This is a genomic window from Citrobacter sp. Igbk 17 (genome assembly GCF_028069775.1).
GTDB lineage: Bacteria > Pseudomonadota > Gammaproteobacteria > Enterobacterales > Enterobacteriaceae > Citrobacter.
Map to the genome: position 1 here is coordinate 1 of NZ_JANEWI010000008.1, position 17,913 is coordinate 17,913.

A 17,913-nucleotide genomic window follows, 5' to 3' on the forward strand; every position below is an offset into this window, starting at 1 on the left:
ATATATTACATAAGCTTCTTTATGTATTGATTGGCGGGAGAAAGGCATGAGAACCCTGAAGCATTTTATAAACGGGCAATATGTAGCGGGTAACACGGAAGACACGTTTGAGTTGGTGAGCCCGGTTGACGGTGAAACGTACGCGTTATCGCCTAATGCCGGTGCGACTGAGGTGGCGCTTGCCTACTCGGCGGCCGCGGCGGCATTTAACATATGGAAAAAATCGACACCTGCCCAGCGACAAAAAGCACTGCTGCAACTGGCGGATGAGATAGAAAAAAATGTTGAACGACTGGTCAACGCGCAAAGCCAGGAAACCGGTCAATTGCGTCATTTTATCGAGAAAGAAGAGATCGCTGCGTCGTGCGATGCGATCCGTTTTTTTGCCGGCGCAGCACGTTGTCTGGAAGGGAAGGCCGCCGGAGAATATTCCGCCGGGTTCACCTCAACGATTCGTCGTGAGCCGTTGGGCATTGTGGGACAAGTCACACCGTGGAATTACCCGTTTATGATGGCGGTATGGAAGATTGCACCGGCGCTTGCCGCTGGCAATACGGTGGTTTTAAAGCCGAGCGATACCACCCCGGTAAGTACGCTGCTCCTGGCTGAACTGGCGGCACCCTTATTTCCGCGAGGGGCGTTTAACGTTGTGTTGGGCAAGGCCAGTACTGGCTCGCTGGTGGTTTCTAACCCGACGGCTTCATTGGTGTCGATTACCGGTTCGGTACGCGCTGGTCTGCAGGTTGCGGCATCAGCAGCAGCTAACCTGACAAAGGCCCATCTTGAACTGGGTGGCAAAGCGCCCGCCGTCGTATTCGCTGATGCAGATATGGACAAGGCGATTACTGCTATCACTACCGCAGGATTTTTCAATGGCGGACAGGATTGTACTGCCGCCACGCGCATCCTGGTGGAAGATTCTGTCTATGCGACGTTCCTGGAAAAACTGATCCAAAAAACGAAAAGTATCAAGTTTGGTCCTCCGCAGGATCAGGATGCGTTATATGGCGCGCTGAATAGCAAAAATCAGCTTGAGCAGGTGAAGGGGTTTATTGAGCGTTTACCTGCACATGCGAAAATTGAAACCGGTGGTCATGCGGGGCCTGGGCCGGGTTTCTACTTTGAACCGACGATAATTTCCGGCCTGCATCAACACGATGAAGCCATTCAACACGAAGTGTTTGGCCCGGTAATGACTATTCAGTCGTTTTCTGGTGATGAAGAAGCGTTGCACAAGGCGAACGATGTGGAATATGGCCTGGCCGCGAGCGTCTGGACCAGCAATCACAGTCGCGCGCAGCGTTTCAGTATTGATCTCGATTTCGGCACAGTTTGGATTAACAGTCATATTCCGCTGTGCGCCGAAATGCCGCACGGTGGATTCAAAAAATCCGGCTACGGAAAAGATCTCTCCTCTTATTCGCTCGATGAGTATACCCGGGTGAAACATATCATGTGTGATATTTCCGAATAACAGGTAATACGATGAAAACATTAAAAATAGCCGTACTTTCATTGGTGATGTTCTCAGGATTCAGCCTGGCAGAAAGCTCACCGCTGAACACGGTAAAAGCGTATATGGCAGCATGGAATGCGCATAATGCGCCGCTGGCAGCGCAGTACCTGGCGGACGATGCCGTTTATTACGATGCCGCCGCAGGGGAGCCGGTAACCGGCCGGGAAAAAGCTGAAAAAGACGTGATCGGTGCATTTATTAAGGCGGTTCCGGATCTGACCTGGAAAATGGTCGGTAAACCTGTCGCTGATGAAGATACTGTGGCATTTCGTTGGGAATTCTCGGGTAAAAATAGCGGCGAATGGGCGGGAAGCCCGCCGACAAATAATCCGATCAAATTTGAAGGTGTCAGCTATATTCATGTTAAGGCAGGAAAAATCACCTGGCAGGGTGATTATTATGACGCTAAAAAACTGGATGAAGAGCTGAAGCCAGTGAAGTAGTCGGCGGTGTCCTCCTTGTATCTACGAGGGGGAACCTCTCATTTGTAGTGTTTTTTAGGACAATGTGTCAGTGGCAAAAGGACAAAGTTAATGGCAATTACCCGACGTGATTTTCTCAACGGCGTGGCGGTGACGATCGCTGCGGGACTGACCCCTCTGGATCTGGTCAGAGCGGCAGGAAAGGGGCACGAATTTATTGATGGAAGTTATTATCCGCCGGCGTTAACGGGGCTACGCGGTAACCATCCGGGTTCGTTTGAAATGGCCCATGCGTTAGGCCGTGAACATAAGCACTTTGATTTAAGCGCTCTGCCCGTAGAGGAAGAGTACGATCTGGTGATTGTGGGCGGCGGTATCAGCGGACTGGCCGCAGGTTGTTTCTGGCATGAACTGGCCGGGAAAAACAGCAAGGTGCTGATCCTCGATAACCATGATGATTTTGGTGGTCACGCCAAACGCAACGAATTCACCTCCGCAGGCAAAAAACTGATCGGATATGGCGGGAGTGAAGCCTTTCAATCACCCGCGCATAACTTCAGCCCCGAAGTGAATAAGCTGATGGAAACTGTCGGCGTAAGCGTCACGCGGTTGAAAAAGAGTTTTGACGTTAATTTCTACCCCGACTGGCAGCTTAGTCGCGGCGTCTTCTTCGATAAAAAGAATTTTGGTGAGACGAAAATAGTCAGCGGTGATCCGGGTCGTGCGGTATCCGATGATATTCCGCCAGATCGGCTCAATGGCCGTAATATCGAAGATTTTATCAATGACTTCCCATTGAGTGAGGAAGATCGTAAAGCGCTAATCGATCTGCACGTACGTCCGGTTGATTATCTTCCAGGGATGACGGTTGATGAGAAAACGGAATGGCTGGATACCCACAGCTATAGTGAGTTTCTTTCCACCAAGGTTGGTTTAAGCAAAATGGCGCTGCTCTATTTTCAGCAACGTTCCAACGATTTCTTTGCCATCGGTATTGAAGGCATATCCGGTAGTGATGCTCGTGCGTGTGCATTACCGGGAATGGAAGCGTTAGGGCTGCCGCCGCTGGACGGTGAATCGCTGGCCGACCTCGAAGAGCCCTATGTCTATCATTTCCCGGATGGCAATGCGGGTCTGGCACGGTTGCTGGTCAGACACATGCTGCCGGACGCGCTGCCGGGCAATACCATGGAAGATTCTGTCCTCGCCAGACTGCATTATGAAAAGCTCGACCTGCCGGAAAACGCCACGCGTTTGCGCCTGAACAGCACGGTGATTAATGCGGCGAACGTGGAGGGGGGCGTTGCCGTCACGTATCTTCGCGACGGCAAAATGCATCGCGTGCGCGGTAAGAACGCCATTATGGCGGGTTATAACATGATGATCCCGTATCTGGTACCGGAAACGCCAGAGCAGCAGCAGGCCGATCTCAAACTGAACGTGAAGGCGCCGCTGGTGTACACCAATGTGGTGGTCAAAAACTGGCAAGCATTTAAGCAATTGGGGGTTCATGAGTTTTATTCACCGGCCGCGCCTTATAGCCGAATCAAGCTCGACTATCCGGTCAGTATCGGTGGATATCAACACCCGGCCTCGCCGGACGAGCCAATGGTGATTCATATGGTTTATGTGCCCACGTATCCTGGCAGTAATCTGTCCGCGAGGGAGCAGTTCCGTTTGGGGCGTGCTTATCTGCTGGGGACCACGTTTGCCGCACATGAAGAGATGATCCGTTCTCAGTTGCAGGAAATGTTTGGCTCAACCGGTTTTGACAATCAGCGGGATATCGCGGCCATTACTGTTAACCGTTGGGCGCATGGTTATGCGTATTACGCTAATTCACTGTTCGACGATATGGAAAAAATGCCGGAGATTATTGAGCGGGCGCGTAAACCTATCGGACGTATTGCCATCGCTAACTCTGATGCTGACTGGAGCGCTTATGCTCATGCTGCTATCGATCAGGCATGGCGCGCGGTCAATGAACTCAAGGATATGGGGTGATCTATGCGTAATGTAACCGTTCTAATCGCCTGCCTGTTTACTGCTTCTGTCTCTGCCGCTGAATCTAACGGTGAGTACATCGCAAGGATCTCAGACTGCGTGGCATGCCATACCGCGGAAGGCGGAGCGGCGATGGCGGGAGGCAAGAAGTTCCCCACGCCGGTTGGTGATATCTATTCGACGAATATTACCCCGGATAAGACTCACGGTATCGGCAACTATTCTTACGATGATTTTGAGAAGGCCGTGCGCCAGGGGATTGCCAAAGACGGTCATCCCCTGTATCCGGCGATGCCTTATCCTTCTTACTCGAAACTGTCCGACGCAGATGTTCAGGCGCTGTATAGCTACTTCATGCATGATGTTAAGCCGTCAGCAGAGCCCAATAAAGAGAACGCTATTCCCTGGCTTGTCTCGGCCCGCTGGCCGCTGCATATCTGGAATTGGTTGTTTACCGATGCGCCGACTGCCGCTGTTGAAGACAACAAAGCGGATGATACGGCAGCACGGGTAAAACGGGGTGCTTATCTGGTGGAAGGTCCGGGTCACTGCGGGTCATGCCATACCCCGAGAGGGATGGCGATGAACGAAAAAGCCTATACCAATGCCGATGCTGAGTATCTGAGCGGGGCGATGATCGACGGCTGGTATGCGCCATCGCTACGGGGAACCGGGATGTCTGAGCAGGAGTTAACGTCATTGCTGCTGACGGGGAAAAGCAAACATGCTGCAGTATCGGGATCGATGTCTGAAGTCGTCAGCCAGAGCACACAGTATCTGACGGACGAAGATGCCACGGCGATTGCACAATATCTGTTGAGCCTGAAAAGTGAGAAGACGGAACCGGCACGTACGGTAGCTGCCACGGCCTCCTGGTCGAATTCGCCTGAAGCGGGTAAAGTGACTTACAACCGCTACTGCTCGACCTGTCATGGTCTGGAAGGGAAAGGAACCGATGATAATGCACCTTCGCTCATTCACAACCCGTTAGTGATGGTAGACGACCCAACGCCGTTGTTCAGGGTGATTGCCCACGGCGCAGAAACACCGACGACACGGGGGAATGTCTCCTTTAAGATGCCAGCCTATGGTGGGTTGCTCAGCGACAGCGAAATGCGCGACGTGATCAATTACGTGCGTAAAAGCTGGGGTGAGGGTAATGGTGAGGTAAGCCAGGACGATCTGTCCGGGATTAAAAAAGCCTCACATTAATCGGTGCGATGATGCCGGATGGCGCTGCGCTTATCCGGCCTACAAAAATGCGTAATTCGTAGGCCGGATAAGGTGCTTGCACCGCCATCCGACAGTGCTTACTCGGTGTTTATTCTGATAATACCCGCCAGTCGGGTAAACGCCGCAGCCATCTCATGTTCTTCAATACTGGCAAAGCCCAGTAGCAGACCGCTGCGTTTTTCTTCTTTCACGTAGTAGCGCGAAAGTGGGCGAACCAGAAGACCTTGTGCGTTGGCCTGTTGGGCAATGGCGCTATCATCAGTACCCGCAGGTAGCTGTAAAATCAGATGTAGCCCGGCGTTGCTGCTGTAAGGCCCCAGATAATCCTCACCAAGCTGGCTGACAATGAGCTCTACCAACGTATGTCGTCGGCGGCTATATAACTGGCGCATTTTACGGATGTGCGCCGCATAGTAACCCTCACGAATAAACTCAGCCAGCGCCGCCTGAATCAGGAGATGCCCACCACGATAGAGATCGTTATGTACCTTCATCAGTGGGGCGGCAAGCGGTTTAGGTATCACAACGTACCCGAGCCGCAGTGCCGGATAGAGGGTTTTGCTGAAGGTGCCGATATAGATAACCGGAGCATCTTCTTCCAGCCCCTGCAATGACGGGATGGGTTGGCCGGAAAAACGAAACTCGCTGTCGTAGTCATCTTCCACAATCCAGCTGTGCGTTTCACGTGCCTGATAGAGTAGCTGCCGCCGTCGACCAAGGCTCATTACCGGGCCAAGTGGATATTGATGTGACGGTGTCACAAAAATGAGTTTCGGTGCCGGGTCGACGCAAGCAGGCGGAACCATGCCTTGTTCATCCACCGGGATGGCAGAAAAGTTGACCGCATTGATGCGCAGAATGTTTTTTATTCCCCAGTAACCGGGTTCTTCGATCCACGTATTATCACCAGGATTACATAAAGAGCGAGTTACCAGATCCAACGCCTGGTGAATGCCCTCGGTAATCAATATTTGATCTGGCGTACAGCGTACGCCGCGTGCGGTGCGCAGATAGTCCGCCAGCGCTTCTTTCAGTTCAATCAAACCACCCGTGGCATCGTAGGTGAGAAACTCCGGGCGTAGCCGCCTTGCCAACCGATCCTGAATCTTTTTCAGCGTGCGATGCGGGAAAGAATGCACGTCCGGTACACCAGGAATAAAAGCCCCCCACTGGCGGGGACTGGCGCTGGCATGCCCTAGCAGTTCAAGGCTACGGGTGGACAAACTGGTGTGATCTTCATGTGTCGCAGGTGAAACCAGTTGTTTATTAGGGGCCAGGCCGAGATTGTCCAGCACGCTGTCGGTCACAAATGTGCCGCTGCTGGTGCGCGCGGAGATATAGCCTTCGGCCTGCAACTGCTCGTAAACCCGCAGGACAGTATTCCGTGATAACGCCAACTCACTCGCCAGGTCGCGTGAAGGAGGCATGCGGGTAGCAGGTTTTAGGCTACCCTCGAGGATGCAGCTACAGATGGCGGCATACAGGCGACGATGCAGCTTCTCGTCCGTCTGCTGGCTAAATGCATGCTTGATCACATCTCCGGCAAGTGAACGCATTTGGATCCTTAAAATAAAACGATTTGGCTCTCGATTAAAGTACCAGATGGCGTCTAAATTTAAAGGGTAATTCAACCAATTGTGTTTATGGACAAGGTGTAGAGAATGAACAATAAAAACCTGCAACAACGTCGTCTGGATGCCACCCCACGTGGCGTGGGTGTGATGTGTGATTTTTATGCCCAGTCGGCTGAAAACAGCACGATTACCGATATAGAAGGCAATCAGTATATCGATTTCGCCGCCGGGATTGCCGTGCTGAACACCGGGCATCGCCATCCGCGTCTGGTGCAGGCCGTTGAAACGCAACTGCACGCCTTTACCCATACGGCTTATCAGATTGTTCCCTACGAAAGCTATGTGTCGCTGGCGGAGAAAATCAACGCCGTGGCGCCAATTGACGGTAAGCGTAAAACGACATTCTTTACTACCGGGGCTGAGGCCGTGGAAAATGCGGTTAAAATTGCCCGCGCTCACACCGGTCGCCCTGGTGTTATCGCCTTTGGCGGTGGTTTCCACGGGCGGACATACATGACGATGGCATTAACCGGCAAAGTGGCGCCATACAAAAAAGGCTTCGGCCCGTTCCCGGGGTCCGTTTACCATGCGCCGTATCCTTCTGCACTGCAGGGGATTTCAACTGCAGACTCGATTAAAGCGATAGAACGTTTGTTTAAAGCGGATATCGATCCGAGCCAGGTCGCTGCGATTATCTTCGAACCCGTCCAGGGTGAAGGCGGCTTTGTTGTCGCACCGGCGGAGTTTGTCGCGGCAATTCGCCGTATCTGCGATGAGCATGGCATCGTGATGATTGCCGATGAGGTGCAAAGTGGTTTCGCCCGTACCGGGGAACTGTTCGCGATGGATCACTATGCGGATAAAGCAGACCTGATGACCATGGCGAAAAGCCTTGCGGGTGGGATGCCGTTATCGGGTGTGGTAGGCAAAGCCGATATTATGGATGCGCCTGCGCCGGGTGGACTGGGGGGGACTTACGCCGGGAACCCGCTATCGATTGCGGCAGCTCATGCGGTGCTGGATATTATTCGTGATGAAAAGCTGTGCCAGCGTGCAGCAGCGCTTGGCGAGCAACTGCGTGCTGTGCTGACCGATGCGCGTGCAGCGTGTCCTGAACTTGCTGAAGTGCGGGGATTAGGCTCGATGATTGCCGCTGAATTCTGCGATGCAGCCACGGGTGAACCCAGTGCCACCGCCGCACAGCGCGTGCAGAAAAAAGCGCTTGCACAGGGGCTGTTGCTGTTAACGTGCGGTCAGTATGGCAACGTGATCCGCTTCCTGTACCCACTGACTATTCCGCAGGATCAGTTTGCAAAAGCGTTAGAAATAATCAAAACGTCGATGAAGTAATCTCGTCAGCACCGATCGTGTGTAAAGCCGACAGTAGCCATTACCGTCGGCTTTTTTGTTGTCACGCATTCGCCAATCCCTTTCGTTATATATTTACATATATATCGATTAAGCCTATCCTATTCATCATACAAATATAATAAACGTGCCCCGCAAGAGAAGGCGCTTGTGTTAGCGACCGCCAGTCTTTCTATCTAACGAATTGAATCAACACATGTTAAATTGCAAAATCACCCCAATTGCCTCCGGGTTGCTGACTTTTTCTTGTCTTGCTGCCCCCCTGTCGGCCCATGCTGATGACACCATTACCGTGACTGCCTCCGCGCCTGCTCAATCTTCGTTTCCCGAGCAGGAGCCTGCGGCGGCTGAAAAAAAGGCGACGATCGGTAGCCTGGGCCAGCGAGAGTTAATCGATGTTCCGTGGTCGGTACAAACACTGTCGAAAAAGGTGATTGATCAGCAACAAATCAAAGATGTTAAGGATGTTTATCGCTACATACCGTCCGTTCAGGGAGAGGGTGTTCGACCACAAACCCGTGGCATGCAAGGGAGCGTGGTGCAAAACCATATGATTGATGGGCTGAATGCCGTTTCCACCACCGAATATCCGACAGAGCAGTTCCAGAATATAGACGTACTGAGCGGTATTGCGGGTTCACTGTACGGGCCAGCCAACCCGGCGGGGATGTTTAATCTGGTCTCGAAACGCCCTCTGGATACGCCACTGCATCGGGTTACCGTAGGGCAAGGTACAGGGTCAGGGACGCTGGCATCAATGGATTTCAGCGGGCCTGTCGACGCGGGAGACAGAGTGAAGTACCGCCTCAACCTGATGAATGATGAAGGGCACAGTTACACCACTGATAGTCATGTTCGGCGGCAGTACGCGGGGTTGGGCCTGGATTTTCAGTTGACCGAGAAAACCGTGCTGGAGAGTAATTTCAGCTATTACCATTATTACGAAAAAGGCATGCCGGGCAGCTTTGCGCTGGCAAAAGGCGTGCAGTTTCCTTCGGCATTCGATCCGACTAACAGTAAATATGGTCAGTCGTATGCAGGTCATGATGATGAAACGACCACCGCGGACATGCACATCAAGCATGATTTTGACGGTAACTGGATGCTGGATCTGGGGGCCTTGCACCAGGTGGCTGACCGCGAATCGACGGCGGTAACCAATACCCTGACGGATAATCGGGGTCACTACACCACCACGACCTCGAATTCAGCGGCCAGTCGCTTTACGATCAACAGCTATTTAGCGAACCTGACCGGCAGCATTGATTCCGGCTGGTTGACGCAGGATATCGCGACCGGAATGCGCGGATTTGTATGGAAAAACTATAACCCGAGAAATGGGGGAACCTTTACGCTGGGGCATTCTTCACTTGATCAACATCCCGACTATCCACGCCCGCCTTATCCTGACTTTACTAATCGCTATCATTCGGCGACCACTACGCAGCATGCATTTCTGTTAAGCGATACGCTGCATTTCACTCCGCAATGGAGTTTGTTGCTGTCAGGTAGCGAAAACCTGTTTACCGTCAGCAACTATAACAAATCCGGTCATGAAACCAGTCGCCAAAAGGATAACGGCATGAGCGGCTCCACCAGCCTGATGTATAAACCGGTTGAGAACGTCACGCTGTACACCACCTGGGCTGACAGTTTGCAGCAGGGGGATACCGCACCGGCCGGGGCCAGCAACGCAGGACACGTACTGGATCCGTATCGCAGCCATCAGGTGGAGGTGGGGGCAAAATATGCGCCCGTCAAAGATCTGCTGCTCACCGCTGCACTATTTGAAGCAAAACGTCCCTTTGCTTATACCAACGACAACGGTGAATTTGCTCAGGACGGTACGCAGAAAAACCGCGGGCTGGAACTGATGGCTGATGGGCATATCACGGAAAATTTACGGGTGTTAGGGGGAGCCGCCTGGTTGGACCCCATGCTGCACAACACTGCCGCCAGTAATGCAGATGGTAAGCAGGTTGTCGGCTTGCCACGCTTTACCTCGAATGTGCTGGCAGTCTATAGCATTGAACAGGTTCAGGGACTGGATGTGGATGCCAATGTGCATTACGTCGGACGTCGGGCTACCGATAACGCGAATGATACCTGGGTAGGCAGTTATACCACGGTGGATATTGGTAGCCGTTATGCCACCAGACTGTGGAACACGCCCACGACTTTCCGGTTTGATATCACTAACCTGACTGACCGCCGCTACTGGACCAACATTGTCCCCGGCGCGTTGACGGGTTATACGGGGGCCGGGGCGGCCAGCGCGCAACTTGGCGCCCCACGTCAGGCGCAGATTTCTGTTCAGGTTGATTTTTAAGGATTGCTGATGAAAACGTGCCACACATGGCTGCTCTGTGTGTGGCTGGCGTTTCCCGCCCTGGCCACGCGTCAGGTTGTGGATAATGCCGGTCACACTGTCACCGTCCCCACACAGGTTCAACGTATTGCGGATAGCTGGTTTGCCCATCACTCGGTGCTGATGACGCTGGGGGCGGGACGTCAGATTGTCGCCACCGTCAACCACCCACAGAGCCAGCCGTGGATGTTCAAAATAAACCCATCGCTTAATCAGGCCTTACAAATTCACGGGACATCATTTAATAGCGAGGCCCTGCTGGCTCTGCATACCGACGTTCTGTTTGTCGCAAAGGGCAAGGGGGATGCGCAGAGCTACAACCAGGCGGGTATCCCGACGCTGGAAATGGCATTTACTGATTATCCTTCGATGGAAAAGTCAGTCACGACCACGGCGGACGTGTTGGGCACGGACCAGGCTCGCGCCAGGGCGGTGGCATATAATCAATTTTTAACCCGCACTATTGCGGATGTTCACGCTAAAACGGCGACGTTAGCGGAAAATCAGCGCCCGCGGGTTCTGCACATTCAGTCGCTAAACCCACTGAAAGTCGACGGTAGAAACACGTTGATTGATACCTGGATTGCGCTCTCGGGTGGGCGGAACGTCGCCGGGGAGGTGGACGGTAACATGAAAGAAGTCTCACCTGAGCGGGTGCTGTATTGGCAGCCGGAGGTGATTATTCTCGGGGCGGGATGTGGCGATATTGCCCATTCACCTTATGCCGCGTTGTTCAAAGAACTTAACGCGGTGAAACAGGGCAAGGTCTGGCGCAATCCGGCGGGCGTCTTCCCCTGGGATCGCTATGGAACCGAAAGTGCGTTGCAGTTGCTGTGGGCCGCGTCAAAGCTACATCCAACACTGTTTAGCGGTCTGGACATGGTTAACGTAACCCGCGATTTTTACCGCCAGTTTTTTGATTACTCGCTTAGCGAGGCGCAGGCGATGCGGATTTTAGCCGGGCTACCCCCACAGGGGTAAAGCGGGAAGCGCGGACGGGCAAATGCAGGCCAGTTCAGGGTTACACGCTGTATTTGCCGCGACGAACCGCGTGGCGGTATACCGTGCCTGGCGATAATGGGTTGCCAGCTATCACGTTATATAATTTAATGCATATCGAATTTTTCCCAGTCCAGATGGTATCTATGTTAACGCTTCGCTCTTTTGTGCTGGTTTGCGCCAGCATGTTTTTTGCCTTGTCCGCGCAGGCGGATCGCACTATCACCGATCAACTTGGGCGTCAGGTTACGATCCCTGACCATGTCGATAAGGTGGTTGTTCTGCAACACCAGACGCTGAATATACTGGTGCAACTGGATGCTGCGCAGGATATCGTCGGCGTGATGTCGAGCTGGAAAAAACAGCTTGGGCCTGAGTTTGCCCGGTTTATGCCGACAATAACTACGCTGCCTACGCCTGGCGATCTGACCAGCGTGAATATCGAAAGTCTGCTGGCGATTCATCCACAGGTAGTGTTCGTCGCCAACTATGCGCCCGCCGAGATGATCCAGCAGATTCAGAATGCGGGTATCCCGGTGGTGGCTATCTCGTTACGTCAGGATATTGCCGGGCAACAGAATAAAATGAACCCGACGATGGCTGATGAAGAGCAGGTCTACAACGAAGGCTTAAAGCAGGGGATCCGCCTGATTGCGGATGTGGTAGGGCGTAAAACGCAGGCGGAAACGCTGGTCAATTACGTCTTTACGGCGCGAGCAAAATTCAATGCGCCAGTGGCGGCCATACCGGAAGCGCAAAAGGTTCGCATTTATATGGCTAACCCTGACCTTATGACCTACGGTTCCGGGAAATACACCGGCCTGATGATGCAACATGCAGGAGGGTTAAATGTGGCGGCGGCCAGCGTGAAAGGCGCACGTCAGGTGGCGCTTGAGCAGGTGCTGGCGTGGAACCCGCAGGTGATTTTTGTTCAGGACCGATATCCGCAGGTGGTCACCGAGATCCAAAACGATCCTAACTGGCAGGGCATTGATGCGGTGAAAAATCATCGCGTCTGGTTGATGCCTGAATATGCCAAAGCCTGGGGCTATCCGATGCCGGAAGCGTTGGCGATAGGTGAGCTGTGGATGGCCAAAAAACTTTACCCGGATGCCTATAAGAATGTCGACGTGGATGCGCAGGCGCAGGATTACTATCAACGTTTTTATCGTGTGAACTGGCAGTCTGATGCTGCTAAGTAAACGGGGTTTCCCCCTGCAATCATTACTGATAGCAGGGGTGTTGGTGCTGGGGGGCAGTTCGCTGTGTCTCGGACAATATCCACTGTCGCTACGTGAAGTGTTTTATCAACTCACCCATTTTGGCGATGCGCAGGATATTGCCAGTCAGGTGATATGGACGGTCAGACTACCGCGTATTCTGATGGCGTTGCTGGCGGGTGGCGCGCTGGGATTGTGTGGTGCTACCTTGCAAGGGGTGTTTCACAACCCATTGGTCGACCCGCACATCATAGGCGTAACCTCGGGGGCGGCTTTCGGCGGGACGCTGGCCATTCTGCTGGGCCTTGAGCCGTGGCTGATGATGGGGTCAACCTTCTTCTTCGGTCTGGCGGCGCTCATTCTGGTGTATGCCATTGCGGCCTTACAAGGGCTGGAAAATACGCTGGTGCTGATCTTGTCTGGCATTATTTTAAGTGGTTTTTTTGCCGCGTTGGTGAGCCTGATTCAATACCAGGCTGATACGGAAGAAACCTTGCCGAACATCGTATTCTGGCTGCTGGGCAGTTTTGCCACGGCTAACTGGCATAAAGTCCTGCTGCTGGCGATCCCGGTATCCATTGCGGCGACGATGTTGTACCAGTTGCGCTGGCGGATAAATCTGTTATCGCTCAATGATAAAGATGCTAAGGCGCTGGGCGTGGCGGTGGTCCCGCTGCGGCGTAGCGTACTGGTGTGCTGCGCGTTTTTAGTTGCCGCTCAGGTGGCGGTCAGCGGCAGTATTGCCTGGGTCGGGCTGGTTATTCCCCATCTTGCGCGGTTGCTGGTGGGGGTTGATCATCGTCGCTTGCTCCCGTGTGCATTCTGGATGGGGGGCGGCTTTATGATTGCGGTCGATGATATCGCCCGCACCCTGATGCATGCGGAAATACCGCTGGGGATCATCACCGCGTTGCTCGGCGCACCGCTGTTTGCCTTCTTACTCATTCGTACCAGTCGTCGGGGGAAACAATGACATCTGTTGCGCTCAGCGTGAATCAGCTTAGCTATGGCTATCGCTCTCCACTGTTTGACCCCCTCACTTTTCAGTGTGAGCAGGGCCAGATCTGGGCGGTGCTTGGGCGAAACGGTCTGGGCAAGAGCACGCTGCTGGATACGCTTACGGGCACGCGACCCGCACTGGGCGGGAGTATTGACGTTCATGGGGGGATAGGCATTGTGGCCCAGCATTGCCATCTACCGTTTCCCTATACGGTGAGCGATGTGGTGTTGATGGGGCGGGCGCAGCACGTAAAATTGTTTGCTCAGCCCAGCCGTCAGGATCAACAACGGGCGGAGCAGGCGCTGGAACAGCTAAACATTGCGCATCTCGCCGCCACATCGTTTAGCTCACTTTCTGGCGGTCAGCAGCAACTGGTGATGATTGCCCGCGCTCTGGTTACGGAATGCCAGACGCTGTTGCTTGACGAGCCATGTTCAGCGCTGGATCTTGCTAATCAGCAGGTCGTGCTACAGCTCATCAGCGATTTGGCACACCGGCAGGGCTGTAGCGTGCTTTTCTCGACGCACGATCCGTTGCACGCCTTTCAGATTGCAACCCATACGCTGTTGTTGCTTCCCGAGGGCAAATGGCTGGCAGGGCCGACGGACGGCGTGGTGACAGAAGACAATCTGTTCCAGGCCTATGGCCTGCCATTGCGAAAATTCAGTGTGGAAAACTATCAGACTCCGTTTATTGCGCCGCTGTTTGCGATCCAGCGCTAACGGGCAAGAAACCGGCGGCGGTCAGCAACGCCTGACCGTCGTGGGCAAGCATAAATTTAACCAGTCTCATCACTTCCTCAGAAGCATCGAGCACCGCGAGTTGGTATTCACACAAGATGTTCTGTGCAGCAGGAATAGCAACGTAGCGAACATCGGACTGTGAACCGAGTGCTTTTGCATAATGCGCGTAACCAATAAACAGATCGGCCAACCCCTGGCGAAGAATCCAACTGCTTGCCAACTCACCAGGCGGGATGCTGAGCGTATCGCGGCCGCCAACCAGTGGCAGGGCGCGTGCACGAAGCTGTCGTCCAAGGCCCGGTTCCAGTGCATCCATGTTGTCGAATAATGCCCAGGTATAATCACCGGAAGGGTCGCAACCCGGTGTGGATGTGCCAATACGCAGTGCCGGGTCGCGAAGTAAATCCAGCCATTCACCGCGCCGGTTGGTGACCAGACCCAGTTGATTCCAGCACAGTGTATGCGTGGAAACGGCCTGGCGTGTGTCCAGTAGCCGTTGCGGATGTGCCCGATTTGCACTGGCGAACAGTGCACACGGTTCCCCGGCTTCAATACGCTCGCGTAGCAACCCTGCCGGGCCATAGCCAACGTTGACCTCAATGCCGCTAAGGTGGGTGAACTGATTGAGCAGTGGGGTAAATGCCAGTCGTAAACTTCCCGCAGCAAGGAGGGTGATTGAAGAGGGCATGAAATCTGATCTCTGGGCTATGGCGGTTATGCGAAGAAGATGAATGATACGCTCTGCACAAGGGATTTTGAAGGCATCTGGTGACGCGGTTCCGCTGGTATCATTTGGTGTCGTAGTCACATTCATCGGGGTATTTGATCCAGGGTGCGGTGGGATGCTGACGCTATCTTTTTTTGTTCTATGCTTTGACCGTAATGAAAAGATCCTGAACGGGAACGGAAGAGGGCATGCGTGCAGGGGGAAGACAAATGACAATCTTGTGTAAGACCTGCGGGACGTCCTATGACGATGCGCAAGGGGCGATAACGCATTGCAAAATCTGCGAAGATGAGCGCCAGTATGTTCCCGTTAGCGGGCAATCATGGATCGATCCAGCCGTGCTTCACGCGACGCATACGAATAAATGGCAGCAGCATGAGCATTTGCTACTGAGCATTCAGACTGTGCCACGGTTTGCCATTAACCAGCGGGCATTTTTGCTACGCACCCCACAGGGGAATGTGCTCTGGGATTGTATTGCGAATCTGGACCCGGCCACGCAGACGCTCGTCACCGCGCTGGGTGGGTTGAGCGCTATTGCTATTTCGCATCCTCACTACTACTCCACGATGCAGGATTGGGCGGCAGCATTCGATGCACCAATCTATCTGCATGCTGACGATCGCCAGTGGATTATGCGTGACAGTCCCTCTATTCGGCTATGGGAAGGCGATGTGCATAAAGTGCTTCCTACCGTGACGTTGTTACGCCTGGGCGGACATTTTGCGGGGGGGAGTATTATGCATATTGATGATGGAGAGGGGATAATCCTCGCGGGCGATATTCTGCAGGTCACTCCCGGTGCGGATGCCGTGTCGTTTATGTGGAGCTACCCTAATATGCTGCCATTGCCGGCAAGCGCGGTTATCCACATTATGCACGCGTTGCAGGATGTCAGATTCGACCGGCTCTATGGCGCGTTTGAAGGTCAGGATATTAAATCCAACGCCAGACAGATTGTGGTGCGATCGGTGCAGAAGTATCTTGCCTGTCTGCGCAAAGAATAGGGTGTGTTTCAGGAGAATGTTTGAGAATTTTCGAAGTAGAAAAGCACCAAATCAAAGGGATATGATTTGGTGCGTCCGAGTGGACTCGAACCACCGACCCCCACCATGTCAAGGTGGTGCTCTAACCAACTGAGCTACGGACGCAAATGGTGCGTTCAATTGGACTCGAACCAACGACCCCCACCATGTCAAGGTGGTGCTCTAACCAACTGAGCTATGAACGCAACGTTGTAGGTGACAACGGGGACGAATATTAGCGGCACAGACCGAATGAGGCAAGAGGGAATTAGCATTTTTCTGCATGTTTTCACGCGATTGCAGAGTAATTAAGCAAGTTGATTATATTTTGTTGATTTTGCAGCGTGTTTTTTATTCAGACAGCGAACTGGAGCAGGCAGGGTCGGATTGAATTACAGGGGCGCTCAGATTTTAAGCGCGGTAAGGATAGTGGTTTCTATTTTCTCTGGGGTAGTGAAGGGGTAAAACGCTTGAGCGGCTTGCCGTCACGCCCGATCAGGAACGTAGTAAAATTCCACTTGATCCGCCCACCCAGCGCGCCGGATAATTTGTCTTTCAGGTAACGAAATACCGAGTGCGTAGCGACACCGTTGACTTCCACTTTCTCAAACATCGGGAAGCCCACACTGTACATTCCATCATTTATATTAACCAACCTGACGAGCGTTCCATTCGTCGCGCGTGATTTCCCAAAGTTCAGAATCCAGCAACCCGCTGACATACTCTTTTTTTTCCGTCTTGATAAGCCGCATGCCGCTACTGTCTGATATACGTTTGGAACGGATATTGAGAGATGCTTTCGGCGCACGCAAAACCGTCTTATTTAACGTATTAAACCAGTAATCCGTAGCGACATTACTGGCCTCACGCATAAAACCCTGCCCCTGATATTCCGGATCTAACCAAAATCCACGGTTATTATCCTCAACGTCATAAAGGCAAATTAAACCTATGAGTGCGTCAGGGGCATCACGGAGTCTGATAGTCCAGATCCACGCAATCCCTTTTTCCATATCAGGCAGGGCAACGTTATTGACGTAATTCTCCGCACCGTTATCAGGATAGGGCCAGGGTACTGAGGAAACCATATAGCGAACTATCTCCCAGCGTGGATAAAGCACCTGAATCTGCGAGGCATCTTCGGCTTCTAATGGTTTTAACAGCAAGCGTTCCGTATGGAGTTTTGGTATTTTCATATGCGCTTTTCCTACTTGAGCAAGATAAGAGAATCAATGTGGGGTGGATTTTGAAAAAATATTAATAACCAGAACCCCAGCACAAATAAGAAGCATGCCTGCGATCGCTGGAAAATCAAGTTTTTGCCCACTGACCAACCAGCCCAAAAGGCTGATTAATACGATTCCAGCACCTGACCAAATTGCGTACGCAATACCCGTCGGAATGGTCGACAGAGTCTGGGAGAGAAGATAAAAGGCTGTGCAGTAGCACACAATAGTTGCTACAGATGGCCATAGGCGTGTGAATCCGTCAGAGAACTTCATCAGGGTTGTACCTATGACTTCAGCTACGATGGCCCCGGCAAGGAAAATGTATGAATTCAAAATCTGATCCTATGTGACAATCTAAAGCAAATATCGTAGCACAAAGGGGTGGGTGAGTTTGAAAACAGCCCGAACGACTACTGAAACGTCCGTTTCATGGCATCTGGCGAAGCACTGCAAGGTTCGCTTTGAGCGGGAGCAGATATTCAATG

The 17,913-nt window shown here is 52.9% G+C and carries 15 protein-coding genes, 2 tRNA genes and 1 pseudogene; 11 read left to right on the forward strand and 7 right to left on the reverse strand.

Going from position 1 to position 17,913, the window contains the following annotated elements:
- Positions 1–46 precede the first annotated feature (46 nt).
- The 4 genes from NNO08_RS06655 (at position 47) to NNO08_RS06670 (ending at position 5,154) form a co-directional block, all read left to right on the forward strand.
- Positions 47–1,474 carry a gamma-aminobutyraldehyde dehydrogenase gene (locus tag NNO08_RS06655; protein ID WP_271455232.1) on the forward strand — a complete coding sequence of 476 codons (1,428 nt, stop codon included), beginning with the start codon at positions 47–49 and terminating at the stop codon, positions 1,472–1,474.
- An 11-nt stretch (positions 1,475–1,485) separates the two neighbouring features.
- Positions 1,486–1,959: an ester cyclase gene (locus tag NNO08_RS06660; protein WP_137383302.1), complete on the forward strand. Its 474-nt coding sequence runs from the start codon at positions 1,486–1,488 to the stop codon at positions 1,957–1,959.
- 90 nt (positions 1,960–2,049) lie between these two features.
- Positions 2,050–3,942 carry an NAD(P)-binding protein gene (locus NNO08_RS06665; RefSeq protein ID WP_271456381.1) on the forward strand — a complete coding sequence of 631 codons (1,893 nt, stop codon included), beginning with the start codon at positions 2,050–2,052 and terminating at the stop codon, positions 3,940–3,942.
- A 3-nt stretch (positions 3,943–3,945) separates the two neighbouring features.
- Positions 3,946–5,154 carry a cytochrome c gene (locus NNO08_RS06670; RefSeq protein WP_271456382.1) on the forward strand — a complete coding sequence of 403 codons (1,209 nt, stop codon included), beginning with the start codon at positions 3,946–3,948 and terminating at the stop codon, positions 5,152–5,154.
- 98 nt (positions 5,155–5,252) lie between these two features.
- Here the strand turns inward: NNO08_RS06670 and pdxR are convergent, their stop codons facing one another.
- Positions 5,253–6,731, reverse strand: a complete 1,479-nt coding sequence (pdxR, locus tag NNO08_RS06675; RefSeq protein ID WP_271456383.1) for a MocR-like pyridoxine biosynthesis transcription factor PdxR — start codon at positions 6,729–6,731, stop codon at positions 5,253–5,255.
- A 105-nt stretch (positions 6,732–6,836) separates the two neighbouring features.
- Here pdxR and puuE point away from each other — a divergent pair, with 105 nt between their 5' ends.
- The 6 genes from puuE (at position 6,837) to NNO08_RS06705 (ending at position 14,426) form a co-directional block, all read left to right on the forward strand.
- On the forward strand, positions 6,837–8,099 hold the full coding sequence (puuE, locus tag NNO08_RS06680; RefSeq protein WP_271456384.1) for a 4-aminobutyrate transaminase: 1,263 nt from the start codon (positions 6,837–6,839) through the stop codon (positions 8,097–8,099).
- Positions 8,100–8,313: 214 nt separating this feature from the next.
- Complete coding sequence (locus tag NNO08_RS06685) at positions 8,314–10,446, forward strand: TonB-dependent receptor (protein WP_271456385.1); 2,133 nt, start codon at positions 8,314–8,316, stop codon at positions 10,444–10,446.
- 9 nt (positions 10,447–10,455) lie between these two features.
- The gene (locus tag NNO08_RS06690) at positions 10,456–11,466 is read left to right on the forward strand and encodes an ABC transporter substrate-binding protein (protein ID WP_271456386.1); all 1,011 of its coding nucleotides are present in this window, start codon (positions 10,456–10,458) and stop codon (positions 11,464–11,466) included.
- Between the two features lie 164 nt (positions 11,467–11,630).
- Positions 11,631–12,686 carry an ABC transporter substrate-binding protein gene (locus NNO08_RS06695; RefSeq protein ID WP_271456387.1) on the forward strand — a complete coding sequence of 352 codons (1,056 nt, stop codon included), beginning with the start codon at positions 11,631–11,633 and terminating at the stop codon, positions 12,684–12,686.
- Positions 12,673–13,677, forward strand: a complete 1,005-nt coding sequence (locus tag NNO08_RS06700; protein ID WP_271456388.1) for a FecCD family ABC transporter permease — start codon at positions 12,673–12,675, stop codon at positions 13,675–13,677. The genes NNO08_RS06695 and NNO08_RS06700 overlap by 14 nt, the downstream gene beginning before the upstream one ends.
- A complete protein-coding gene (locus NNO08_RS06705; RefSeq protein ID WP_271456389.1) occupies positions 13,674–14,426 on the forward strand; it encodes an ABC transporter ATP-binding protein in 753 nt (250 codons plus the stop codon). Before NNO08_RS06700 ends, NNO08_RS06705 begins: the two co-directional genes overlap by 4 nt.
- Here the strand turns inward: NNO08_RS06705 and NNO08_RS06710 are convergent.
- A complete protein-coding gene (locus NNO08_RS06710; protein ID WP_271456390.1) occupies positions 14,395–15,135 on the reverse strand; it encodes a substrate-binding domain-containing protein in 741 nt (246 codons plus the stop codon). The genes NNO08_RS06705 and NNO08_RS06710 overlap by 32 nt on opposite strands.
- Before the next feature lie 248 nt (positions 15,136–15,383).
- Here NNO08_RS06710 and NNO08_RS06715 point away from each other — a divergent pair, with 248 nt between their 5' ends.
- Positions 15,384–16,181, forward strand: a complete 798-nt coding sequence (locus NNO08_RS06715) for an MBL fold metallo-hydrolase (protein ID WP_271456391.1) — start codon at positions 15,384–15,386, stop codon at positions 16,179–16,181.
- Between the two features lie 67 nt (positions 16,182–16,248).
- Here the strand turns inward: NNO08_RS06715 and NNO08_RS06720 are convergent.
- From NNO08_RS06720 to NNO08_RS06740, 5 genes and pseudogenes are all read right to left on the reverse strand, one after another.
- Positions 16,249–16,325: transfer RNA gene (locus NNO08_RS06720), tRNA-Val, on the reverse strand.
- Positions 16,326–16,328: 3 nt separating this feature from the next.
- A tRNA-Val gene (locus NNO08_RS06725) sits at positions 16,329–16,405 on the reverse strand.
- A 198-nt stretch (positions 16,406–16,603) separates the two neighbouring features.
- A pseudogene (locus NNO08_RS06730) lies at positions 16,604–16,830 on the reverse strand (glutathione peroxidase); the annotation flags it as partial.
- A 16-nt stretch (positions 16,831–16,846) separates the two neighbouring features.
- Complete coding sequence (locus NNO08_RS06735; protein ID WP_271456392.1) at positions 16,847–17,395, reverse strand: GNAT family N-acetyltransferase; 549 nt, start codon at positions 17,393–17,395, stop codon at positions 16,847–16,849.
- Positions 17,396–17,428: 33 nt separating this feature from the next.
- Complete coding sequence (locus tag NNO08_RS06740) at positions 17,429–17,761, reverse strand: EmrE family multidrug efflux SMR transporter (protein WP_271456393.1); 333 nt, start codon at positions 17,759–17,761, stop codon at positions 17,429–17,431.
- Positions 17,762–17,913 lie beyond the last annotated feature (152 nt).